At 64.6% G+C, this 24,311-nt stretch carries 12 protein-coding genes and 2 tRNA genes; 12 read left to right on the top strand and 2 right to left on the bottom strand.

The genetic code is table 11. From position 1 onward, the window contains the following. Positions 1-133: 133 nt before the first annotated feature. The 3 genes from ACTODO_RS10925 to ACTODO_RS02545 all read left to right on the top strand — a co-directional run bounded on the left by ACTODO_RS10925 (position 134) and on the right by ACTODO_RS02545 (position 3,080). Positions 134-853 carry a hypothetical protein gene (locus tag ACTODO_RS10925; protein WP_208853679.1) on the top strand — a complete coding sequence of 240 codons (720 nt, stop codon included), beginning with the start codon at positions 134-136 and terminating at the stop codon, positions 851-853. An 8-nt stretch (positions 854-861) separates the two neighbouring features. After that, positions 862-2,481: an alpha/beta hydrolase gene (locus tag ACTODO_RS02550; protein ID WP_003791059.1), complete on the top strand. Its 1,620-nt coding sequence runs from the start codon at positions 862-864 to the stop codon at positions 2,479-2,481. Between the two features lie 80 nt (positions 2,482-2,561). Beyond that, the gene (locus ACTODO_RS02545) at positions 2,562-3,080 is read left to right on the top strand and encodes a DUF4853 domain-containing protein (RefSeq protein ID WP_003791057.1); all 519 of its coding nucleotides are present in this window, start codon (positions 2,562-2,564) and stop codon (positions 3,078-3,080) included. A gap of 100 nt (positions 3,081-3,180) precedes the next feature. Here ACTODO_RS02545 and pgm read toward each other — a convergent pair whose 3' ends face one another. Next, positions 3,181-4,857: a phosphoglucomutase (alpha-D-glucose-1,6-bisphosphate-dependent) gene (gene pgm / locus ACTODO_RS02540; protein WP_003791056.1), complete on the bottom strand. Its 1,677-nt coding sequence runs from the start codon at positions 4,855-4,857 to the stop codon at positions 3,181-3,183. A 249-nt stretch (positions 4,858-5,106) separates the two neighbouring features. Between pgm and ACTODO_RS02535 the strand changes: the two genes are divergently transcribed. The 4 genes from ACTODO_RS02535 to ACTODO_RS02520 all read left to right on the top strand — a co-directional run bounded on the left by ACTODO_RS02535 (position 5,107) and on the right by ACTODO_RS02520 (position 14,947). Beyond that, positions 5,107-6,447 carry an AGE family epimerase/isomerase gene (locus tag ACTODO_RS02535; RefSeq protein ID WP_034511871.1) on the top strand — a complete coding sequence of 447 codons (1,341 nt, stop codon included), beginning with the start codon at positions 5,107-5,109 and terminating at the stop codon, positions 6,445-6,447. A gap of 82 nt (positions 6,448-6,529) precedes the next feature. After that, positions 6,530-6,616: transfer RNA gene (locus ACTODO_RS02530), tRNA-Ser, on the top strand. Between the two features lie 78 nt (positions 6,617-6,694). Beyond that, positions 6,695-6,784 (top strand) — tRNA-Ser (locus ACTODO_RS02525). 831 nt (positions 6,785-7,615) lie between these two features. Then, complete coding sequence (locus ACTODO_RS02520; RefSeq protein WP_003791050.1) at positions 7,616-14,947, top strand: SdrD B-like domain-containing protein; 7,332 nt, start codon at positions 7,616-7,618, stop codon at positions 14,945-14,947. A gap of 112 nt (positions 14,948-15,059) precedes the next feature. Here the strand turns inward: ACTODO_RS02520 and ACTODO_RS02515 are convergent, their stop codons facing one another. Next, entirely contained in the window at positions 15,060-16,511 is a 1,452-nt protein-coding gene (locus tag ACTODO_RS02515) for a L,D-transpeptidase family protein (protein ID WP_003791048.1), read from the bottom strand. A 235-nt stretch (positions 16,512-16,746) separates the two neighbouring features. Between ACTODO_RS02515 and ACTODO_RS02510 the strand changes: the two genes are divergently transcribed. The 5 genes from ACTODO_RS02510 to ACTODO_RS02490 all read left to right on the top strand — a co-directional run bounded on the left by ACTODO_RS02510 (position 16,747) and on the right by ACTODO_RS02490 (position 24,263). Beyond that, the gene (locus ACTODO_RS02510) at positions 16,747-19,650 is read left to right on the top strand and encodes a DNA polymerase III subunit gamma and tau (protein WP_003791047.1); all 2,904 of its coding nucleotides are present in this window, start codon (positions 16,747-16,749) and stop codon (positions 19,648-19,650) included. A 1-nt stretch (position 19,651) separates the two neighbouring features. Continuing rightward, entirely contained in the window at positions 19,652-20,245 is a 594-nt protein-coding gene (gene recR, locus ACTODO_RS02505; protein WP_003791045.1) for a recombination mediator RecR, read from the top strand. Between the two features lie 209 nt (positions 20,246-20,454). Then, a complete protein-coding gene (locus ACTODO_RS02500; RefSeq protein WP_003791043.1) occupies positions 20,455-21,165 on the top strand; it encodes a response regulator transcription factor in 711 nt (236 codons plus the stop codon). Further along, positions 21,162-22,724 carry a sensor histidine kinase gene (locus ACTODO_RS02495; protein WP_034511866.1) on the top strand — a complete coding sequence of 521 codons (1,563 nt, stop codon included), beginning with the start codon at positions 21,162-21,164 and terminating at the stop codon, positions 22,722-22,724. The genes ACTODO_RS02500 and ACTODO_RS02495 overlap by 4 nt, the downstream gene beginning before the upstream one ends. 222 nt (positions 22,725-22,946) lie before the next feature. Continuing rightward, positions 22,947-24,263 carry an aspartate kinase gene (locus tag ACTODO_RS02490; RefSeq protein WP_003791039.1) on the top strand — a complete coding sequence of 439 codons (1,317 nt, stop codon included), beginning with the start codon at positions 22,947-22,949 and terminating at the stop codon, positions 24,261-24,263. The last annotated feature ends 48 nt before the right edge of the window (positions 24,264-24,311 follow it).

The raw sequence follows: 24,311 nt of genomic DNA, 5'->3' as shown, positions 1-24,311 counted from the left end.
CTAGGGATAAAAGCGGTGAAACTGGTTGGTGATGTGGAAGAACTATCTGCCGCGCAGTTGTGGTGAGTCGGTGCGACGAAGATATTCATCCAGTAATATTGCCTGTGTCACCGGTCAGTATTCAATGGAGTCAATGATGAGCGATCTGTCCTTCGTTGCGGGTGAGTTCCCGAAGCTTGCCGCGACCTCGCGTGAAACCGCGGACGCTGTCCGGTCTGCACGCCCGGAAGGAGGGGCGAGCGCGTTCGCTTCGGCGATGCCCGGCGCTAACCTTGCCTCACCCATGCAGGCAGTTGAAGAGAAAGTTGCCGACCAGTGCGTGAAGACCAGTATGAAGCTGGAGGAACACGCTGACGCCCTCGAGGCCGCCGAACGAGACTTCATCGCCGCGGAGGAAGAGAACGGCCAGCTCATCGGCTCGATCATCAATGGCGACGACTGCGGCCACTCCGGTCCGGGCGGCGGCGGAGACAGTCGTAAGAACCCGCGACTGGTTCCTCTTCCCTCGCCGATCAGCGGCGGCAATCCGCCTCAGCGCGGCCCGCGTCTTCCCGGTGACCCGGGCAAGCAGAGGGGTGGTCACCACCCGGGCGAGGGGACTCGTGGCCACCGCCGACCGAACCCTGGCACCGGTCGGCCGAAGGTCGAGCCCATGCCCTTTGACCCCGTCATGCCCATTTCTCCCATTGTCACGGGGCCGAGGGGGCCTCACCCCCTTCCGAAACCTGCCATTGAGCTTCCCAAGGTGCCTCCCATCCCGCGGCCCACGATGGGAAATCCGACCCCGATGGTGGATCCAATCGAGCCGCGGAATCTGGGATTCAATCGCTTTAGCGCAGAACTCGGAGGGTAGTCGTAACAATGAAGTGGTCTGATCTCCTGCAGTGGGAGGGTTCGTCCCTCAGCCAGCAAGCGCAGGTCTATGACAAAAACGTGGAGTCCCTCAAGAGTGCCTCTGAGAGCCTTGATGCCAACCTGAGCTCCCTGACCGGTCAGGGGAACACGGTCAATGCTGCCCGTCGTGCGCTGTTGAAGCTTCGCGTGGAAATCGAAGAGCAGGCGGTCAAGATGGAGGCCATCGCGAGTATCCTCAGCGAGGCCTCGGAGGGTGCTGAAACCGTCGGTACGGCTGCCAGGAAGCTCGACGGCACCGCCGCGAACCACTCCATCCATATCGGGGCGGATGGATCCGTTCAGTACGTGGGACCGCACAACGTGTCTCCAGCAGATACGGTGACGATCAAGAAGAACATGAAGATCGTCTCCGACCAGGTGAGCGCGATTGTCCAGAAGGCGAGAAGTGTTGTCCAGAACGCGCAGAGCAAGCTCGCGGCCCTGGGTGGTGGAGCAGGCTCCTACGCGAATGGGGCGACCACGGGAACGCGCGTCCCGAAGAAGGATCTGAAGCTGCCGCCTAAGGGCGCCTCCGAGAAGGAAGTGGCCAAGTGGTGGTCGTCGCTCAGCGACGCCGAAAAAGAGCAGATGATCAAGGCTCACCCCCAGGAGATCGGCAACCTGAACGGTATCGACGGAACGTCGCGTAACAAGGCGAATCGTATTTACCTGGAGGACGCCACCAAGCGGGAAGAGAAGAAGCTTGAGCGTCTCAAGAAGCGCTACGGCTTGCATCCCTCGCGCCGCGAGCGCCAGGAGCTGGAGCTCGTCGAAGAGCGTGTGAAGGCGCTCCATAATGTCAAGGACACGATCGATCGCGAGGAGCCCTGGCCGGATGGAGACGGAATACAACGCCAGCTTCTCAGTCTGGACACCTCGGGCAAGCACGTCACCGCAGCTGTCGCCCAGGGCAACGTCGACACGGCTGATCACGTGGGTGTGATCGTTCCTGGCCTCTACTCCAACGTGGCGACCAACTTGGGCAAGTACGACGACGATGCTAAGGTCATGGGTGCGAACGTGAGGAAGCATAGCAATGGCGAGAGCGTTGCGATGATTTCCTACCTGGGATACGAGGCGCCCCAGAATATTGCAGAGGTTGCGGATATCGGCTACGCGCAGAAGGGCGCGGACAAGCTGGCTGGATTCCTCAACGGCCTGGATGCCTCGCGCGAAGCCGGACCGGCGGGCGATGCCCACATTAGCGTTGCCGGCCACTCCTTCGGGTCGACGACCGCCGGCATCGCGCTCACCAAGGTCAATCCCGGCGTCGTGGACGACCTCATCCAGTTCGGCTCTCCGGGCGCGGGTGTTCAGGACGTCTCCGAGTTCAAGCTCGAGAAGGGACACGCCTGGGTGAGCGCCACGGACATCGAACAAGACCGGGTGCAGGGCATGGGCGACGATTTACGATTTGGAAAAGATCCCGCCAAGATGCCGGGCTACAACCACCTGTCCGGCGATGTTGGCGACAAGATCGATGAGTCGCAGCCCTACGCGTTCCAGAAGCACGGTGGATACTTCAACGAGGGAAGCAAGGCGCTCGACGATATCTCGAAGGTCATCGCGGGGCGGGGTAAGAAGTGAGGCGTCCGCTCTTTGGGGTCCTCGCGGTTGTTCTAGCAGTGGCGTGCGCCGCGTGCGTACCGTTCGGAGGAGGAAAAGGAATGAACCCGGAACAAAAGAAAGACCTGGAGCGAGCCGCGTCTCTTGAATCCATTGAGGCGTTCAAGCGAGACGTGGAACCAGCGATTATCCGGGCACGCAACAAGGTCATGACGCGTGACAACTACCGTAGTTACTACGGGACAGACTACATTTCGCAGTATGGCGTTGGTGACCAGACGCTGTACCGATTGATTTCGCGCTCGTACGACTTTGATGAGCACGATCCGGAGCGTGTGCGAGAGGCATTTGATACCGAGCTTAAGCCCCTCGGTTTTGACCTGCGTCGCAGTACCGATGCGGGCGATGGCGGAACGACAGACACCGTCTTGGCGTGGACGAGTGAACGCTATGGAACGACTGTTGATGTCATGGTTTCGGAGAGTTGGTTGACGTCGGTCAACTATTACACGGGATACCTGCGCAGCGATGGAACGTCCGCTAATCCTCAGGAGCTGGCGGATATCCCCGGACGCGTGCCGGACTGGTTCGCCGACGTTGCCGCAGGCACGCAGTCGTGACGAGATCCAACTCAGCAACCTGCTAGATGACGAAGGGGGGCGGCGCTCAATCGAGCGCCGCCCCCCTTCGCAACCCGCGTGAGCGGGCAGCGTCAGAGCGTCAGCCGTTCAGGGCGTCGGACACGACCTGTTTGGCGGCCTCCTGGACCTGCGCCAGGTGCTCGGCACCCTTGAAGGACTCGCCGTAGATCTTGTAGACGTCCTCGGTGCCGGACGGGCGAGCCGCGAACCACGCGGACTCGGTCGTCACCTTCAGGCCGCCGATGGGCGCGTCGTTGCCGGGCGCGCGCACCAACTTCGCGACGATCGGGTCGCCGGCCAGCTCGGTCGCGGTCACGTCGTCCGCGGACAGGGCCGCCAGCTTCGCCTTCTCCTCGCGAGAAGCAGCCGCGTCGATGCGGGCGTAGGCGGAGGCGCCGAAGCGCTCGACCTGCTCCTCGTGCAGCTGGGAGGGGGTCTTGCCGGTCACGGCCAGGATCTCCGAGGCGAGCAGCGCCAGGATGATGCCGTCCTTGTCGGTCGACCACACGGTGCCGTCCTTGCGCAGGAACGAGGCTCCCGCGCTCTCCTCGCCGCCGAAACCGACGGTGCCGGACAGCAGGCCGGGGACGAAGTACTTGAAGCCCACGGGCACCTCGATGAGGTCGCGGCCCATGGTGGCGACGACGCGGTCGATGAGCGCGGAGGACACGAGGGTCTTGCCCACGGCTGCGTCGGCGTTCCAGCCGGGGCGGTGCGTGAACAGGTACTCGATGGCGACGGCCAGGAAGTGGTTCGGGTTCATGAGGCCGTCGGGGGTGACGATGCCGTGGCGGTCCGAGTCCGCGTCGTTGCCGGTCGCGATGTCGTAGGGGGTGTTGCCCTCGGCGTCGGGGGTCATGGCCTCGCGCAGGGAAGCCATCGCGTAGGGCGAGGAGCAGTCCATGCGGATCTTGCCGTCCCAGTCCAGGGTCATGAACGGCCACGCCGGATCGACCTCGGGGTTCACGACGGTCAGGTCGAGGCCGTAGTGCTCACCGATGGCCGCCCAGTAGTCGATGGACGCGCCGCCGAGCGGGTCGGCGCCGATGCGCACGCCCGCGTTACGGATGGCCTCGATGTCGATGACCTGGTCGAGCTGCGAGACGTAGTAGTCCAGGTAGTCAAAGGGCTTGATATTCGGGTCGTGCAGCAGATCGGAGCCGGTGACGCGGGGAACGTTCTTCCATTCACCCGAGTCGAGGAACTCATTCGCGCGCGCAGCGATCCAGCCGGTTGCGTCGGTGTCGGCGGGGCCGCCGTGAGGTGGGTTGTACTTGAAGCCGCCGTCGCGCGGGGGGTTGTGGCTGGGGGTGACGACGATGCCGTCGGCCAGGCCGTCGCCCTCGGTGCGCAGGTTACCCGGGGCGCCGTTCGCGCCGAGGATGGCGACGGACACGGCGGGGGTGGGCGTGTAGGAGCCGCGCGAGTCGATGCGCGTGTCGATGCCGGCGGCCGCGAGGACCTCCAGGGCGGTGCGCCACGCGGGCTCGCTCAGGGCGTGGGTGTCGCGGCCGATAAACAGAGGACCGTTGAAGCCCTGGGAGGCGCGGTACTCGATGATCGCAGCGGTGATGGCGATGATGTGCGCCTCGTTGAACTTGGCGTCCAGCGAGGATCCGCGGTGACCCGAGGTGCCGAACGCGACGCGCTGTCCCACGTCGGTCGGGTCGGGCACGATGTCGTAGTAAGCGGAGATGACATCGTCGACGTTGATGAGGTCTTCAGGTAGGGCACGTGTGCCAGCTCGTTCATGCATAGGGACAGTGTTGCACGTTACGTCCCTTTGTGTGTAGCACCGTCCCACGGCGTGGACTTTTCCTTGTTTTCTCTTGTTCGAGGCCGTGGCTGGGAAGGTGAAAAAGGCCAGGTGAGAGCGGGGGCGGCCCCGGCCTCGTCCCCGGGGAAGAAATAGGGATATGCACGTTTTCCCAAAATCGGCGCCGAGCGACTATCCTATGAGATGTCGGTCACCGCAGACCGTGACTGTGTTGTCAGGAGGAACATCGTGGGATGGTTTGATTCTATCGAACATAACCGTTGGCTGAGCGGCCACATGCAGGCACTCATTGAAGAGGCAGAAGGCGCGATCGTTGCGACTGGTTTCGCGCACCTCGATGCTGATGGAAAGCCCGATCCGACCCGATCGATTGACCTGGCCGTCACTGGTCGCATGGCCTACGTGTTCTCGCTGGGCGCGCTCATGGGGCTGCCCGGCACTCGTCGCTACGCCGACCACGCCGTCAAGGCACTCACCAACTACTTCACGGACCCCGTCAACGGCGGCATGTGGTTCGCGATCAAGCCCGAGCCTGATGCCGACGGTCACGGCGTACCGTGGGACGAGGATGCGCGCGTCAAGTCGCAGTACCACACGGTGTACGCGCTACTGGGCGTCGCCGCTGCGACGGTCGCAAACCGCCCCGGAGCCCACGAGTTGCTCAACCGCATGCTTGAGGAGCAGAAGGAGCTCTGGACCGACGACTTCGGCCTCGTGTGGGATCAGTATGACGAGGCCTTCAACGAGCCCGTCCCCGTCCACACCCTCGGCACCCTCATCCACACGATCGAGGCCTACATGGCCGCGGCCGAGGCGACAACCGAGCCCGAATGGCTCGACCGCGCCGAGAAGATGACGGCCTTCGCCTACAAGATCGCCTCCAAGAATGGCTGGCGCATCCCCGAGTATTTTGACGAGAACTGGCAACCCAGCCCCGAGGCCGGCAAGCTTCTGAACGATGGGCGCCGCTACTACGAGGGCTACGTCACTGGCCACTCCATGCAGCTTGCGCGCTTCGCGCTGCAGGTGCGTGCCGGCCTGCGCTCAATGGGGTGGACCGTACCCGACTACCTCCTCGAGATGGGAACCGAGCTCTTCGAGCGTGCCCGCGTCGACGGCTGGCGTCGCACCGACGGCAATCCCGGCTTCTCCACAGGCGTCAACGACGAGGGCGACCCCGTACCCGGCGAGGACGAACATCAGCAGTGGGTCGTCTGCGAGGGCGTGTGTGCCACCGTCGCCGTGCGCCGCGCCATGCTGGACGACGGCGCGCGTATCTCCGACGTCGAGCACTTCGAGCACTGCTACCGCTCCTTCGTCGACTACATCCACGACTACCTCATCAGCCAGCCCGGTCGGTGGGTGCGTCGCCTCGGCCCCTGTAACGAGAACGTGCAGCCTGCGAAGTCGTCGCGCTGGGACGTCTACCATGCCGTCCAGGCGACGCTCGCGATCCGCCTGCCGCTGTGGCCCCCGACGGCCCCCGCGCTCTCGCGCGGCCTCCTCGACCGCCCCGAGGAACCGGCCCCCGACAAGAAGTCCTGGAACTTCTTCGGCCTGCGCGGCTGACGCATCGGATCTCTGATGGGCTCGGGCCCGGGGATGCGAGGGTCGCATCCCCGGGCCTCGTCCTGTAGGATAAATGGAGTTAGGAGGGCTGTCTGAGTGGCCGAAAGAGACGGTCTTGAAAACCGTTGTGTCAGCGATGGCACCGGGGGTTCGAATCCCTCGCCCTCCGCCGAGCCGGCCGCCCATGGGCATTGCGGCGGGCGCACGTTCGCGCTCGCGGCGAAAATGCCCTAAAGTAGTCGGCACTGGAGACGTCGCATAGTCCGGTCGAGTGCGCCTCCCTGCTAAGGAGGTAGGGGTGCATAGCCCCTCGCGGGTTCAAATCCCGCCGTCTCCGCGCGTATCCCCCGGGATTCCATCGGAATCCCGGGGGATTTCGTTGCTTGTAGAGTGATTGTCACGGCCGTCATTAAGCGTCAGGGGTGGCACGAATAGCGGGACTGTTGGGCGACTTGTGACGCTGGTACTCGTCGCCTCATGGGGGCGTGGAGCTGCGTCACTATGTGGTCTTCCCGTCGTGTGGAGCCCACCGAAGTCCCGTGACTCGATGATGGGGCGCTTGGGTGCGACAGGGCGCTCCGGTGGGACAGGGTAGGTGCTGTGCGCCGATGAGTGGGTGTTGAGAAGGATCTGAAGAGGGCTTGGTCAACATTGAGGCACCCTCGTTGTGAACTGATGGACAGTGCGCCGTTGTGTGTGGGGCGAGTGTTGCGTTGGTAGTTCATTGTTCCAGCAAGTAACAGATCGTTGTGTCGAGGCATGCGCCTGTCTTGCCCCGATGGTCATTGTGCGTGCAGCTTCAGGTGAGGGTGGAGTGACTACTGTTGGAATTTAGGCCAATTAAAATCAGAGTGCCGGCGATTATTCACAGGGGTGCTTCTAATTCTGACCGAGATGATAAGTGTCAAGCCTGAAAGTAGTTTATAAAAGTGTTCTCGCAGGCCGCATGGGTCAGATGGTAAAGATCACATCGATCATTGTTATTAAGAAATTACATGGATAACGTTAGTCAGTATCCTAGTGTGTGGTGCGCGTCGCTGGCTGTTCACAGCTTTGCCTGCAACGTCTCTGGTGTGATGCGCAAAGGGCTCAGACGAACAAAGAGGATAATATGCAACGCCTACGCCCCCTGCACTCGCGGCACTCCAACAGAGCTGCTCGCTATGCCATGCTGTACGCAGTGATCGTCCTGTCATTCTTGGCTGGCTTCCTGACTCCCCTGACGACACCGGCTTTTGCGGCGCAGCATGAAGCGACGCAGGAAGCCGACGCTGCTCAGGTCGCCTCCGATGGCGCCGATGCACCTGAAGGAACCGTCTCTGGAGACTCCGACGGGCCGATCCCCCCGGCGTCGACAGCAACGCCTGAGGAACAAGCGGGTGGGCTCCCGGCCGGGGACGAGAGTGATGGTCAGACTGATGGGTCCGATCAGCCGCGCGCCAGGTCACGTCGTTCAATAGACGAGGCACAGGATACGGCGAATCTGACGATGACAATCGCCAATGATGCCGATCGAGTCAAGGTTCGCGACACGCAGATCACCACTGTTAACTTCGCGTGCTCATCGGTCAACGTGCCGTGTCGCGGCGGCGTCATCACCGTGGATATCCCAGCTCCCACAACACCCGACGGGCAGGTCCTGACGACCCGGATGGCTGCGAGCGTGGTGTCGGGGAATAACGTGCAGCGTCTGGTCCCCTCCTACCCCTTCGCCGGATCCGGTCTGTACCGCCTCACCTTCTACATGAAAGAGCCCCTGGCTGCGGGCACTTCCGACCGGTTGCAGATCAACTGGTGGTACCCGAACAATGATGCCCCCGACGGGTCCACGGTCGATGTGACTGCCTCCTTCAGCGCGAAGAACGCTGAATCTGTTGATGCGCGTGCAACCACCACATTGACGGCATCGTCGGATGTTGCCATCGAGAAAAAGAAGTTGGGTGCACCCCCTGCTTTCGGGTCGACGGCCTCCTACCAGCTGCGCTACGGATACCAACAGATTGATAACACCGATTCCAACTATGTCGGTATTCGCTGGAACGGCTCGGCATACAACGGCAACCAAAACGGCATTGGTTTCGTTGAGCTGCAAAACATCAAGGTTGTCGACCCGTTGCCTGAAGGTGCGGAGTTTGTTTCTGCGACCGGTGGCGGCGTCTATGACTCGGTAACGCGTACGGTGACGTGGAGCTACGATTCGTGGAGTTGGCAAAACCCCATCCAAAACACGGTTGTCCTGAGATACCCGCAGGGAAGCTACGACATTAGCGATCAGGTGACCAACACGGCGACGATCACCGCTGAGCAAAAGAACAACCCCGCCGTCACCTACAGTAAGTCGTCTCAGGCAACCCACGGATTCGCTCCGTCGAATCCTCGTGGCAACATCTCTAAGCAGGGAGATGACTATAACGGGGCGTTCCGCAAGGGTACGTACCAGTGGCGTTTCGCCGTCAACAACTCAGGCAATACAACCCTGCACCAGGTGTGGGACGATACCTTGCCGTGCACCTGGAGCACGCAGGATGCGGCAGCAGGTAACTGTGACAAACCTTCCCTCGTCGGGCCCTACGACTTCTATATCTTCCGTCCTAACGGATCCGAAGACGGGTGGAACTGGGAGTACTGGACCAACACGGGCGAGCACGTGGTGCTCAACAACCAGACGGAAACGAAACGTGTGGAACTCCCGGAGGGGCAGTACATTACGCGCATCCGTATTGAATCGGATATCGCCCCGGGTAACGGTGCCACAGTGTGGTTCCGCGGACATGTTCCGGAAGACTTTCCGCGCGAGGAACCGTCTGATTTTGACTCACGGTACAACCCCGCATCCAAGCCTGAATCCTACTTCAACTACGTGAAGTCCGACGAATACGTTCGCGTGCAGAACTGCGCCTCTGCGACGTTGACAGACGTAGCAAGCGGACGGGTTCTAGCCTCCAACGACAACCTGTGTTCGTGGAATCGTGTCAAAACGGACTTCCCGTCGCTGCACCCGTCGGTGGACGCCCCACGCGGTTTGGTAAAGTCGGGCGATCGCCTCCCCCTCACACTGAGCGTTTCCATCAGGAATCCTGAAGATAATGGCCTTGCTGCACCGTTTGTGGTGACGGATCTGCTGCCGCTCGGCGTGGATATGGACGAGATCCCTGATTCGGCGTTTAGAGAAACCGCTCTGAAGAACCCTGATGGCTCCCCCTACGACGTCTCCCAGATCAAGCGTGAGATCATCAAAAACTATGAGGGGACAGGGAGAACGCTGATTCGCCTGACTGTGCCCACCCCCTCCTACAACCTGCTGCGCGTGATTCTGGAGACGAAGACTGACTCGCGCCTCAGCGCGGGCAAGGTCGAGAATCGGGTGCAGGCGAAGTTCATCGACTCCGAGGTCGAGCCCTACACCAGAACCTCATCCTTCCGCCTGAGGGAGTATTGCCCCCGAGCAGTTGTCGCGCAAGATACTCTCGATCTTAACGGGAGCGGAGGCACCACCGACTACATGTGCGAGACCCCCTCGTCCTTTGTCGTCGCTGTTTCCCCGGGCATGACCATCGAAAAGGAGGTGCGTGGCAACCGCGACGCCGACTTCGTCTCCTCCCCCAAGATTGCTCAGATTGACCCCGGATCAGACGGTGCATATCGCTTTACGATTTCCAACACCGGTAATGTGGCTCTGAAGCAGGCAGTGGCCTACGACCTGTTGCCTCACCTCGGCGACACCGGGGTCGGTCCAGCAGCCTCCCAGGAGCGAGGATCGAAGTGGAAGCCGCAGATTAACTCGACTCAGTGGACTTTTGAGTCCGTCACCGTAACGCCGGGTCAGGAGGCAACAGTCTCTGCAGTTCCGGCCTCCGACATCACTGTGCAGTACACGACTGCACTGAATCCGTGTCGCGGAGAGGTGCTCAGCGCTGGTGGCGCCATGAATCAGGCGCCCGCCGGATGTACCCCCAACGCATGGGGTGACGCTCCGGCAAACCTTGCCGACGTTACCGGTTTCCGACTGGTCATGAACCGCGATATCGCGCCGGGAGAGAAGATTCGCTTTGTTGCGCCTATAACCTCACCGGCAGACGCGAACTACACGGCGTGGAACTCTGCTGCGCTTTCCGGTGGCTACGATCAAAATGGCAAGACCCTCTACCTCTTGCCCTCTGAAGCGCCGAAGGTTGGTATTGAAGTTGTCACCGACCTGGCGCTGAGCAAGGATGCCGTCAAGGCCGTCGTGGACAGCGGCCAGCCGGTGCTGGACGGGGACGGATTGCCGCAGACCGCCACACCACGACAGCTGCTGAGCGCTGGCGACTACGTTCTCTACAGGATTAGCGTCGTGAACAACGGTCCGGCTGCGGCTTCGGGCATTACTGTGAGCGACGCACTGCCCGAAGGGGTTGAGTACGTGGCGTCCTACACGCGCCTATGCCCCCCGGGTGGCGATCAGCAACCCGTCGTCCCCTGCGCCGGGACGGTGGAGAACGGAAACTATGACCCCGCCTCGAGCACGTGGCAGGTGATGCCCTCGGAGCAGGCGGGTACCAACTTGCCCGTGTGGGCCAGCTCAACTCTTTACATCCTCGCCAAGATCAGCGACACAACCAAGGGACGCACCATCACGAATCGTGCGGAAATAGGTCAATACGATCAGATCGATCGCGACCCGTCCAACAACGAGGCGTCCGCTGATATCTCCGTTGGCGGCACTATTTCGGGCCTCGTCTATAACGATGCCGACGCAGACTGGAATCGTGCGGATGATGGCGAGCCGCCGTTTGAGGGAGTGACGCTGACCCTGCTCGACAGCAATGGCCGGCCTGTCTTGGACGGCAGCGGAGCTGAAGTTACAACGACGACCGACGCTCACGGAGCATACAGCTTCCCGGGGCTGCCCATGGGAACCTACTCCGTCAGGATCACTCGAGGAACCGCTACAGTGGATGGCGCGCAGGTGTCTATGGATGACTACACCGCGACCTATGCGTGGGGCCGTTCGCCGGACCGCTCGTACGCTGGCGTTGATTCCTCGACCACGTCGCCGATCGCCTTGACGCAACAATCTCCCGATGCCTCGAACGTGGACTTTGGTTTCACGAAGCCGGCAAAAATCGGTAATCGCGTGTGGTTTGACGCGAATAAGAACGGACTCCAGGATGAGGGAGAACGAGGAGTCCCACACGTAGGCGTGTACGTCATGTATTCGGATGATCTGGGAGCGCTCGATGCGTCCGGAAATCCGGTGCAGCAGGTCTTTACCGATGAGAATGGCGAGTATCATTTCGACAACTTGCTCCCGACTCCGAAAAACTCGGACGTCCAGTATCGACTCCTGTTTTTCCTTCCCGAAGGGTATTCGGCGACAACCAGCCAGGTGGGTGAGGATCGTGCTATCGACTCCAATGGGGACAATAGCTTGTTCTCGCTGAAGCAGAGCCAGGTGGATGACACCTTTGACCTGGGGCTGGTCGCTGACGGCCGCGTTGAGGGAACGCTGATCTGGGATATCAACAACCAGGGTGGAGCTGTTCCGACCTCCGTGGATCGTCCCCTCGCCGGCGTGACAGTGACACTGACACGCCGAGATGGCGGGACGGACACAACCATCGAAACACAGACGGACGCCGATGGACACTATTCCTTCACGGACCTGGCTCCCGGAGACTACACGGTGACCGTTGATAGGGACTCGTTGGCGCGCATCTGCCCCGAGTGCACGGCTCAGACGCACGCGCCTTCGGGTGACATGGTTGCTTCTGTGGGGCAGCAGCTATCCCTGACATCGAAAGTCAGCCTGGTGCCGACACACATGATGGTTGGATCGCAGGACTTTGCGTTCACCGGACCGGCGAATACATCGGTCGAAAAGGCAATCACCAGCCCTGCGACAGAGCCTGACGGTGGCTTCGAACCCGGTGCCGAAGTGACCTACACGCTGACGATGACGAACCGCGGACCCAGCCCGGTCACCGGGTGGAGTGCCAACGATCCATTGCCCGCCGGCGTTGAGTTCGTCAGGTCGGCCGGAGACGGGACGTATTCTGCCGACACAGGACTGTGGGATCTGTCCGATCAGGTGATTGACAAGGACGCGACCCGTTCGGTGACCATCACCGTACGAGTCACGCCCGAGGCGGCCGGACGCGTCGTCACCAACACCGTGACGGTGGCCCGGCAAGACCAGATTGGCGACGATGCATCGGATAACACCGCGTCCGCTGACCTGAGCGCCGGATACGTGCTCTCCGGCAAGGTGTACAACGATGCCGACGCCTCGTTCAGCGCTGGCAACAATGAGACTCCGTACGCGGGAGTGCGCCTGGCACTGACGCATCCGGATGGGACGCCGGTCCTGGGCAGCGACTCTCAACCGGTGACGGCTGAGACGAAGGCGGATGGAACATACGCCTTCACGCGACTGCCCCTGGGCGACTACCGGGTGAGCATCGTGGATCCCGATGGTGGTCCGCTGCAGGGAACAAAGCCCACGGAGGCATACAACAGCCGCTACAAGAACACCGCGGACGTGTCGATTGCCAAGGCCACGGGCTCGGTCGTTGACGTCAACTTCGGTCGAGTCAAGCCCGCTTCGATCGGCGACACCACCTGGATCGACGTGAACCGTGATGGCCTGCAAGGTGCCGACGAACCGAAACTTCCCGGTGTCCGCGTGAGGCTCACAGCCGTCAACGGCGGCCCCGTCACCGATGCTGACGGCCGCGACGTGGCCGATGCCGTGACCGATGAGCAGGGGCATTACACCTTCGAGAACCTCTTGCCGGGCACCTACAAGGTGTCCTTCCAGGCGCCGGCCGGATACACCCCGACTCAGGTGAGTGCGGGCAGTGACCCGAAGGCAGACTCGAACGGTGACAACGCTGACGTGACGCTCGAGCAGGGCAGCAGCGAGGACACCATCGACTTCGGCGCCGTCGGCACCGGAGTGGTCGGTGACCGCATCTTCGTCGACGTCAACCACAGCGGTGGAGCTGAGCCCGATCAGGGAGATCGCCCGTTGGCCGGTGTCACCGTGAAGCTCACCTGGCGCGGCCCGGAGGGTGCTACGGCAACCTACGAAGCGGTGACGGACGCACAGGGTTCCTACCGCTTCAGCGACCTGTTGCCCGGAGACTACACAATCGAGGTCGACCGCGATTCGTTGACGAAGGCCGAGGCCCTGCTGAACGTGCAGACACGCGCGCCAGGCGGCGACACCGATCGCACACCTGGGAATGAGTGGACCCTCACCAACGAGTTCACACTGACCGGCGACCACATGACCCGCACTGATCAGGATTGGGCATTCTCCATCTCGGCCGACACCGCCATCGCGAAGGTGATCACCAGCCCCAGCGCTGACGAACAGAAGGACTTCCAGTTCACGCCGGGCAAGCAGATCAGCTACACGCTGACCGTCACCAACAACGGTCCCGGACCCGCCACCGGCGTGACCGCCTCGGACCCGCTGCCCGCGGGGGTGTCCTTCGTGTCAGCAACCGGCGACGGCACCTTCGACCAGGCCTCGGGGGCGTGGGATCTGTCCGATCAGGTCATTGCCTCGGGAGAGTCGCGGACCCTGGTGATCACTGTTCGCATCGAGTCTGATAGTGCCGGAACTCTCGTGTCGAATGTCGCTCAGATAACCCATCAGGATCAGTCGGGTGACGACACGACCAACAACCGGGCATCGGCCGACTTCAAGGGTGGATACAACCTGGGTGGGCTCGTCTACCGAGACTCCAATGCCTCGTACTCGAAGAGCGACCAGGAAACCCCCTTCGCGGGAGTCACGGTGGCCCTGCTGGACGCGGATGGACAACCGGTGAACGGACAGGATGGCCAGCCTCTGACTGCCACGACCGATCAGGACGGGCGCTACCAGTTCGTCGGAATCGCTCTGGGGACCTACCGCGTCAGTGTCGTTGGCACCGATTCGGGTGACCTGGCTGGCCTCGTGCCCACGCAGGCCTACAAGGGTCGCGGACAGATCAACGATAAGACCGTTGTCGCGCAGGTGAGTGTGTCTGCCGAGACTGGCTCCGTTGAAGGCGTTGACTTTGGTTTCGTGTCCCCGGCCTCCGTCGGAGACCGCGTCTGGATTGACGCCAACCGTAACGGGACGCAGGACCCCGGCGAGGATAGCCTGAGCGGAGTCGTCGTTATCCTGAGTGACGGATCCGGGACGGAGATTGCCCGTCAAACCAGCGATGCCAACGGTTCATACCGCTTTGACGGGCTGCTTCCCGGCACCTACACCGTCGCCATTGAGGTACCTACCGGGTACGAGGCAGTAGCTACGACGACCCTCGAAGTGACCTTGTCTGAGGGTGAGGTCAAGGACGATGTGGACTTCCCGTTGGCCCCCATCGTTATCCCCTCGAATCCGATTCTTCCCTCTGCGGCGGGAGCGTTGGCGCGCACCGGTGCAGACACGGTGGTTGGTTGGGCCGCGTTGCTCGCCATGGCGGGTGTCACCGCCGTGCACGCCAGACGGCGCAGGAAGTGAGTGACGTGTGAGGGCCCGAGGCGTGAGTCTCGGGCCCTCACACGTGCGGGGCGCGCGGCCAGATGCGGGCAGTGTCAGCATCGACGCGGGTTGCCTCACGAGCGTGGAGGAGTCAGTAGATCGTCACGTAAGTCCCCGAGGGGATCGTGTCGTGGAGCCACTTGGCATCCTCGTAGCGCAAGCGCACGCACCCGTGCGAGACGTGTCCACCCAGGGTTCCATCCATGATGGTGTAGGTGCCCTCGTAGTAGAGGACCGAGTGGAAAAGGTAGTCTCCCGAGAATTGCGTCCACCAGTAGGCGGTGTAGCCGTGCCCGAAGGAGCGACCTCGGTTCTTGATGGTGAACGTTCCTGTGATCGTCGGCGTTGAGGGTTTGCCTACGGAGCACGGCATGTCGGTAAGCGGCTGCCACGATCCGTCAGCCCAGTAGAAGGTCATGCAGTGGGGGGCGTTGGTGTCCACCACGACCAGGTAGTTCGTGGGGCTGTACAGGCTCTTGGCGTAGTTCCAGTCGGCCTCGAACCCCGCCCGATCGCTCACCCAGAAGCCCTTCCAACGGTCGAAGTAGTTCCACGTTCCGCCGACCTGGGACCACCCGGTGGCCATCGCGCCGCCTCGGGCTGAATCCAGGTAGTACCAGCTCCCGCCCCCGTCGCGCAGCCAGCCGGTGGAGAGCGCGCCAGAGGAATCCAGGTGGTACCAGGAGCCGTCGGAGAGAACCCACCCGGTGGTCATCGCTCCGTTCGATTCCGCGTAGTACCACCTGCCTCCGGCGATGAACCAACCGGTTGCCATCGCACCGCTGTTCCCCAGGTAGTACCACGAACCCGAACGCACCCATTTCGAGGCGTTCATCGCCCCGGATGCATCGAAGTGGTACCAGGAGCCGTCAATGTGGGACCAGCCGGTGACCATCTGTCCGCCTGCCGACAGGTAGTACCAGGAACCGCCCGAGGAAAGCCAGCCGGTCGTCATTGTGCCGCCGTCACCGAGGTGGTACCACGAACCTCCCTCGTGGTACCAGCCTGTGCGCACGCCGTTCTCGGTCGACGCATACCATGCGCCACTTGGGTCCTTGTACCATCCGACGGGGACGTAGCCCCGAGCGTCGAACGCGTAGCGGCGTCCCTCCACGTCGAAGATGCCGTCCTTCATCCACGTCCCGTCCACTAGCTCGTAGCGCCAGCCGGCCTCGTGGCGAACCCAATGGCCGGAGGTTGCCTCCGGACTCGTCGGTTCTCTCTCTGTGTCAGCCGAGGCGGAATCGTGATCTAAGGAGGGGGTTTCCACTGAATCGGTGGCCGCGTCGGCCTGGGAGGTCGCTTGGCGTTCCGAGGTCGGCCCGGAAGCATCGGCCGCGGGGGATGAATCCTCGTGGCCGCTTGGATCGGTTGCCTCGGAGCCGACGTCGGGACTGGCCGCCGCGAAAGGCGAGGAGGCATCGACCGACGGGATATCCTTCGCGCCCGAGGCTGTTGCGGCCAGCGGAAATAGGCCGATGCAAGCGATCGTGGCCGCCGATGCGTCGATGCATCGTAGGAGGCGGACACTGATGTTTCTCATGATTGCACCTCATTCACGTGTGATGACCAATTCTTCACTGTGATGAATCAATGGTAAGCGTCGGGGGTTTGCGAGGAGGGCGTTTGGGTGCCGTCGTTGGTGTCATCTTTTCTTGCCCGGCGTTACGCTGGTGACGTCGGTGGCGACGGGTAAGGACGACTGAATCCGTGGACCGCATGTGAGCGTGAGGGGGCGGTGATACGCAAACGACGACGTCACCCACTACCCTGGAGGGGTGACCACAGCTCTGTATCGCCGGTATCGCCCCGACACCTTTGATCAGGTGATCGGCCAGGAACACGTGACGGAGCCGCTCAAGGCGGCGCTCCGCGCGAATCGCGTGACGCACGCGTACCTGTTCTCCGGGCCGCGCGGATGCGGCAAGACCACCTCGGCGCGCATCCTGGCGCGCTGCCTGAACTGCGCGCAGGGCCCCACGGACACCCCGTGCGGCCAGTGCGAATCGTGTCGTGAGCTGGCCACCGGCGGCCCCGGTTCGCTCGACGTCGTTGAGATCGACGCGGCCTCGCACGGCGGCGTCGACGACGCGCGCGACCTGCGCGAGCGCGCCACCTTCGCGCCGGTGCGCGACCGCTACAAGATCTTCATCATCGACGAGGCCCACATGGTCACGAACCAGGGCTTTAACGCGCTGCTCAAGCTCGTCGAGGAGCCGCCCGAGCACGTCAAGTTCGTCTTCGCGACGACCGAACCCGAGCGCGTCATCGGCACGATCCGTTCGCGTACCCACCACTACCCGTTCCGCCTGGTGCCGCCGGATGTCCTCGGCCCCTACCTGACGGGCCTGTGCTCCGAGGAGCACATCGGCGTGGGCGAGGGCGTCCTGACCCTCGTGATGCGCGCGGGCGGCGGCTCGGTGCGCGACACCCTGTCGGTGCTCGACCAGCTGATGGCCGGCGCGATTGATGGCCAGGTCACCTATCAGACGGCCGTCGCGCTGCTCGGCTACACGGACTCCGCGCTGCTGGATGAATCCGTCGACGCTCTTGCGGGTGGCGACGGCGCCGCGGCCTTCCGCGTCGTCGAGCGCATGGTCGAGTCCGGCCACGACCCGCGCCGCTTCGTCGAGGACCTCCTGCAACGTCTGCGCGACCTCCTCATCATCGCGGTCGCCGGCGACGGCGCGCGCGACGTCCTGGCGGACACCCCGCACGACCAGTTCGAGCGCATGCAGCGCCAGGCGCAGAACTGGGGGCCGCACGGCCTATCCCGTGCCGCCGACCTGACCGACGAGGCCCTGCGCGCCATGACGGGTGCGACCTCGCCTCGCCTGCAGCTCGAGCTCCTCGTCGGCCGCATCCTCGTGCCTTCCCCCGGCCCCGCCCAGGCCCCCGTGCAGGGCACGGTTGGCATGACCGGTGGGGGAGCGCCGCGAGAGGCTTCCGCGCCATCGTCGTCCAAGGCCTCCTCGGGTCGTTTCGGCGCCCGCGAGGCCCGCGAGGCCCTGGCTCGCAAGAAGCAGGAGCGCGCCGAGGTTTCGGCCCCGGCCGCTCAGGCGCCCGCATCGTCTGCCGCGCCTGCTCCCCAGGGCATGCCCGCGTGGGGGAGCGGCCCCGACTGGTCCGCTCAGAAGCCTGTGGCCCCGGAGCCGAGCTCCGCTCCGGCACAGGCCGCGCGACAGGAGGCCCCGCGCCACGAGGCCGCCCACGAAACGGCACCCGCCCGCGAGGCCACGCCCGCCCAAGCCGAGCCGCGCCCCGCCGCGCCTCCGCAGCAGCGCCACGAATCCAGCGCGCCGCAGCGCTCGGAGACGCCCGCCCGCGCAGAGGCCCCGGCTTGGGGCCGCAACGCCGACATGCTCCGTGGCCGCTGGAACGAGGTCGTCGAGCGCCTGTCCTCCATCAGCCGCGTCACGTGGTCGATGGTCGGTGGCAACGCCCAGCTCGGTGCCGTTGACGGCTCCCAGGTGGTCCTCCTCTTCCCCGTCGAGGCCATGGTCAACGCCTTCTCGCGGGGCCCCCGCGCGGCCGACGTCGAAAAGGCCATCAACGAGGTCACCGGTCTGACCGTGAGCGTATCCGCGCAGGTCGGGCAGGCCTCGGGCGGAGCCGCGACGACCGGCCCGTCGGCGCAGGCATCGCACCCCGGCCCTGCCGCGCAACACTTTCAGCCTGGCAGCTGGGTTTCGGAGCCGCCCCCTTTTGATGAGGCCGCCGCGCAGGCGGCACCCCAGGGCGACCTCGAGTCGGCTGACACCGGTTGGCCCGAGCCCGTGCTCCCGCCGGAGCCCGCACAATCCGGTTGGCCCACAACCGCTCGCGCCCCCGAACCCGCTCTCGAGCCGGAGCCGGTGGAATCCGCCTGGCCCGAGCCTGCGACGGTGACGCCGATCCGACGCGATGAACCCGTCGCGCCCGCACCGGCACCGATTACCCGCGCCCCAGACCCGCAGCCCGTCGAGCGCCCCGCGCTACCCGAGCGAGCTGCCCGTGCCCTCGCACAGGCTCCCGCCGATACGCCCGAGGCCGCCCAGGCCTCGTCCCCGAACGGTGACGCGGCCCCGCGCAAGCGTTCCTTCACGGTCTTCCGCTACCCGGGCGACCCGGAGCCCGCCGACGATCCGGCGGACGCACCCGTGCAGCCCGAGCCGGCCCCGGCCTCGTCCCCTGTCTTCGATGATGCGCCCATCGAGCCCGCCGCGCACACGCCGTCGACCCCGACGGGATGGGGAGACCCGGTCGTCATCTCCGGGGGTGCGTCCGTGAACTTCGATGACGGTGCCGACTCGTGGGCCCCGCCGGAGTCCACAGCCCCGGCCGATGTGACTCCGATCAGTGCGGCCCCGAGCGCTCCCGCGCAGGCCCCCGCCTGGCTGGCGGCAGCCCCTGAGCCGACGTCGGATCCCGCACCCGGATTCGGCGCCCCGGAACCCCAGCGCAACGCCACAGCTGCGCCCGACGGGCCGCTGACCGGACGCGCCGCCGCCGAGGCCGCCCTGCGCGAGAAGGCTCAGCGTGAGGCTGCCGTCGACTCGACCCGCACTCACGCAGCCGACGACGATAGCGCCAGCATCGACGACGAAGATATCGAAAACTCGCAGATAATCGGCCTGGCAGCGGTCCTGGAGATCCTCGGCGGACGCGTCATCGAAGAAAAGATGACCGAGGGAGGATACTGACATGTACGACGGCGCCCTGGCCGACCTCATCGACCAGTTTGGGCAGCTGCCCGGCATCGGCCCGAAGTCCGCGCAGCGCATGGCCATGCACGTCCTGGACGCGGAGCCCGAGGACGTCGCGCGCCTCGTCGACGCGATCAACGCCGTGCGCGGGCGTGTGCGTCACTGCGACATCTGCGGCAATCTCACGGAAGAGGACGAGTGCTCCATCTGCCGCGACGTGCGCCGCGACCCCAGCGTGATCTGCGTCGTCCAGGAGCCCAAGGACATCCAGGCGATCGAGGGCGCGCGCGTGTTCCGCGGTCGCTACCACGTCCTCGGCGGCGTCATCGATCCGATTCACGGGGTGGGGCCCGACCAGCTGAACATCGCCTCGCTCATGAGCCGCCTCGCGGACGGCACCGTCGTCGAGGTCATCCTGGCGACCAACCCGAACGTCGAGGGCGAGGCGACGGCCGCCTACCTCGCGCGCATGCTCTCCACGATGGGTGTCGAGACCTCGCGCTTGGCGATGGGCCTGCCCATGGGCGGCGACCTGGAGTACGCGGACTCGGTGACGCTGGGCCGCGCGCTCGAGGGGCGCCGCCGCCTCTAGGCTCTCATCGACGAGGCCGTGGCTGCCTCGCGCTCTCAACGCGCGGGCGGGTACGGCCTCGCGTTGTGTTCGAGCGGGCACCCCAGGCGCCGCGGCACCCGTCCTGCCCGCGACCCGCAGAGTTTGTCGCGCTGGGGGCCGCGCGTCCCCCTGTCGGTGACGCACGTGTGACACAATCGGAGGGTAACGCTCCGACACGTGAGGAGGCCATGATGGCGACCCAGGCGAGGTCAGACGCGCCCCGAGTACTGGTTGTTGACGACGAGGCGATGCTGGCGGACCTGCTGTCGCAGGCCTTGCGCCACGAGGGCTGGGAGACGGCAACGGCGAAGGACGGCCTGGACGCCCTAGCGAAGGCGACGAGCTTCCACCCGGACGTCGTGATCCTCGACGTGCAGATGCCGCGCATGGATGGTCTGGAGACGCTGGAGCGCCTGCGCGCTCGCGACCCGGAGCTGCCGGTCCTTTTCCTCACCGCCCGCGATGCGGTCGCGGATCGCGTGCAGGGATTGCGCGCGGGCGCGGATGACTACGTGACGAAGCCCTTCGACCTAGACGAAGTGGCGGCCCGCGTGGAGGGGCTGCTGCGCCGGGCGGGGCGCACCCAGCAGGCGGCGTCGACGGTGCTGCAGGTCGCCGATCTGACTCTCGATGTGGATTCTCACGATGTTCGCCGTGGCGGGGAAGAAATCACGTTAACGAACACTGAGTTCGAATTGCTCCGGTATCTCATGGAAAACGCTGGAATCGTGCTGTCCAAGCAGAAGATTCTGGACGCCGTGTGGAGCTACGACTTCGGCGGCCAGGTCAACGTCGTTGAGCTGTACATCTCCTACCTGCGTAAGAAGATCGACGCGGATCGCCCGGCCCTCATTCGCACGGTGCGCGGCGCCGGTTACATCATGCGGGAGCCCCAGTGACGCGGCGTCGGTCCCTCGCCGGGCGCCTGTCGCGAGCGTTGGCCGTGTGCGTGGCTCTCGCGCTCATTGTCATGGTGGCCGCGTCCACCCTGGTGATGCGCTCCTGGATGCTCGGGAACATGGACTCCGAGTTGCATCGCCTTGCCCAGCGCGCGGGAGAGCATCTGGATGTTGATGATGCGCCGGACCCGAAAGTGGAGGGGGGCGACGCGGACGCGAGCGCTGACGGCGACGACGGCACACGAACGATGTCCCAGTCTGGCGGCCGTGGGCCACGTCCTGGCGGGCCGGTCATTCCCGGTGGGCCCACGGGACCCGGCTTCGGCGGGTCTGGCATTTCCGAGGGCACACTCCAGTATGTGAGCGAGGATGGGGAGGCAGCCGGCGCGGTCATCTCCAACTTCTCGGTGAAGTACCTGGATGAGCGTGCGCTGGCGATCCTTGCCGATGTGCCGACGGATGGCGCCCCGCACACCGTGCGCCTGAAGGGGCTGGGCACGTTCCGAGCGACCTCCCAGGTCGTCGATGGCAAGACTGTTCTCGTGGGCGTGCAGATGGACAGCGTCGACGACGTCATCTTCATGCTTGTTGCGGTTGAGGTGGGCCTGTCCCTCGTCGTCGCTATCGCGGCGGGTTTCGCTGGTCGCGCGTGGGTGCGCCGCGAGCTGCGTCCCCTCGGTGTCGTGCGCGCGGCGGCCGCGGATATCGCGAGCCGCGACCTGGCTGACGATGCCGAGGAGCTGACCCGCGTCGGCGAGGAGGCCACCTCCGGCCCCGTCGAGGTCGCGGACGTTGCGGGGGCCCTGAACTCGATGATCGACGCGGTCGAAGACGGCATGGAACGTCGCGCCCGCAGCGAGGCGAAGCTGCGCCAGTTCGTCGCCGACGCCTCGCACGAGTTGCGCACGCCGCTGGCCTCCGTGCAGGGCTACGCGCAGCTCGCGCGCCGCGACATTGACGAGGCCTCACGGACCCAGGCGCTCGAGCGCATCTCCTCGGAGGGGGCGCGGATGGCGTCCCTCGTGGAGGAGATGCTGACGCTGGCCCGCCTGGACGGAGACCGCGCTCTCAAACGGGAGAATGTCGACGTTATCCCGCTGATACTGGACGCTCTGTCAGATGCCCACGTGGTCGCTCCCGACCATGCGTGGGCGCTCGGCGAGGCAGTCGACGTGCAAGTCCTCGGCGACGAGGCTGCACTGCGCCAGATCCTCACGAACCTCCTCGCGAACGCTCGCGTGCACACGCCCGCTGGCACATGCGTGACCGTCTCGCTGACCCGCGTACCCCAGGGGGCGGAACCCGCGAAGGGTGCCCCGGCCTCGTCGATGGTGACCCTGCGCGTCGCGGACGACGGTCCCGGCATCCCGGCCGAGATCCGCGACCGCGTCTTCGACCGTTTCGTGCGCGGCGACTCCTCGCGTACGCGCGACGGTCACGGCTCCTCGGGCCTGGGAATGTCGATCGTCGAGTCGCTCGCCCGCGCGATGGGCGGGTCCGTGCGGCTGGTCGACTCCGAGAAGGGGACCGTCATCGACGTGACATTGCCCGCCGCCTGAGCGCGCCTGCGCGGACGGCGGGTCCGTACGCTGATCAGGATCGTTGCAATTCCGGGCATAAAAGGTACGTGTGGCCTGGGTCGCCCCGGCGCGTCCCATGTCACCTGCGCCCACATGCCGGTCTTTCGAGGCGCGATGCCTGGCGGGCCGTAGGATTGTTGTGGTGGTGTGCGCCACCCGAAGGCGTGCGAATCGGCACGTACAGATAGAAATGAGGCTCTAGTGGCACTGATCGTGCAAAAGTACGGCGGTTCTTCCGTCGCTGATACCGAAGCCATGAAGCGCGTCGCCCAGCGCATCGTGGACACACACAACGCGGGACACCGCGTCGTTGTCGTCGTATCGGCGATGGGTGACACGACCGACGACCTGCTCGACTCGGCCGCAGCCCTCACGGACGCCCCGCCCGAGCGCGAAATGGACATCCTCCTGTCGGCCGGCGAGCGCATCTCGATGGCCCTCCTCGCGATGGCTGTCAACGAACTCGGCGTCGAAGCCCGCGCCTACACCGGCGCGCAGGCCGGCATCAAAACGGACAGCCATTTCGGTGCCGCACAGATCGTCGGCATGGTCCCCGAGCGCGTCGCCCGCGCCATCAAGGACGGCCAGGTCGCCATCGTCGCCGGCTTCCAGGGCATCTCCAAAGACGACGACGTGACGACGCTGGGCCGCGGAGGTTCCGACACGACCGCCGTCGCCCTCGCCGCGGCCCTCCACGCCGACGTGTGCGAAATCTACACGGACGTCGACGGCCTCTTCTCCGCCGACCCGCGCATCGTCCCCAAGGCCCACCGCCTGCGCACCCTCACCCAGGAAGAAACCCTGGAAATGGCCGCGCACGGCGCCAAGATCCTCCACCTGCGCGCCGTCGAATTCGCGCGCCGCTACGGGGTCCCCCTGCACGTGCGCTCCTCGTTCTCCGAGAAGAACGGCACCTGGATCTCCGACTCCCCCGCAAACCCTGAACTCAAGGGCCTCGTGCCCGACGCAGCCCTGAAGTCTCCCGAGGAAAACGCCATGGAAAAGCCCGTCATCTCCGGTATCGCTCACGACCGCTCCCAGGACAAGATCACCGTCACCGACGTGCCGAATAGCCCCGGCGTCGCCGCCCGCGTCTTCGCCGTCGTCGCCGAGGTCGGCGCTAACATCGACATGATCGTCCAGAACCTGCCGATCTCCGACCCCACGAAGGCCAACATCACCTTCACCCTGCCCGAAGGTGACGCGCAGAAGGCCCTCGACGCTCTCGAAGCCCACCGCGACGAGATCGGCTTCAACGAGCTGCGCTACAACCCCAACATCGGCAAGCTCAGCCTCGTCGGCGTCGGCATGCGCACCAACCCCGGCGTGTCCGCGCGCCTCTTCAGCGCCCTGTCCGACGCGGGCATCAACATCGACCTGATCTCCACCTCCGAGATCCGCATCTCCGTCGTCACCCGCCTCGACGACCTCGATCGCGCCGTCCAGGCCGTCCATACCGCCTTCGGCCTCGACGCCTCCGAAACCGAGGCCGTCGTCTACGGCGGCACCGGCCGCTGATCGTTCATCGACGAGGCCAGGGCCGGGTTCTGCTCATCCGCACCGTTC

Origin of the sequence: Schaalia dentiphila ATCC 17982 (assembly GCF_000154225.1) — a bacterium.
In the GTDB taxonomy this organism is placed as follows: Bacteria; Actinomycetota; Actinomycetes; order Actinomycetales; family Actinomycetaceae; genus Pauljensenia; species Pauljensenia dentiphila.
This window is presented reverse-complemented; position numbering and strand designations above follow the sequence as displayed.

Bases quoted from the DNA above. Each gene is read 5' to 3' on its own strand.
- ACTODO_RS10925 (WP_208853679.1), top strand. From the start codon at position 134: ATGATGAGCGATCTGTCCTTCGTTGCGGGTGAGTTCCCGAAGCTTGCC.
- ACTODO_RS02550 (WP_003791059.1), top strand. From the start codon at position 862: ATGAAGTGGTCTGATCTCCTGCAGTGGGAGGGTTCGTCCCTCAGCCAG.
- ACTODO_RS02545 (WP_003791057.1), top strand. From the start codon at position 2,562: ATGAACCCGGAACAAAAGAAAGACCTGGAGCGAGCCGCGTCTCTTGAA.
- pgm (WP_003791056.1), bottom strand. From the start codon at position 4,857: ATGCATGAACGAGCTGGCACACGTGCCCTACCTGAAGACCTCATCAAC.
- ACTODO_RS02520 (WP_003791050.1), top strand. From the start codon at position 7,616: ATGCTGTACGCAGTGATCGTCCTGTCATTCTTGGCTGGCTTCCTGACT.
- ACTODO_RS02515 (WP_003791048.1), bottom strand. From the start codon at position 16,511: ATGAGAAACATCAGTGTCCGCCTCCTACGATGCATCGACGCATCGGCG.
- recR (WP_003791045.1), top strand. From the start codon at position 19,652: ATGTACGACGGCGCCCTGGCCGACCTCATCGACCAGTTTGGGCAGCTG.
- ACTODO_RS02500 (WP_003791043.1), top strand. From the start codon at position 20,455: ATGATGGCGACCCAGGCGAGGTCAGACGCGCCCCGAGTACTGGTTGTT.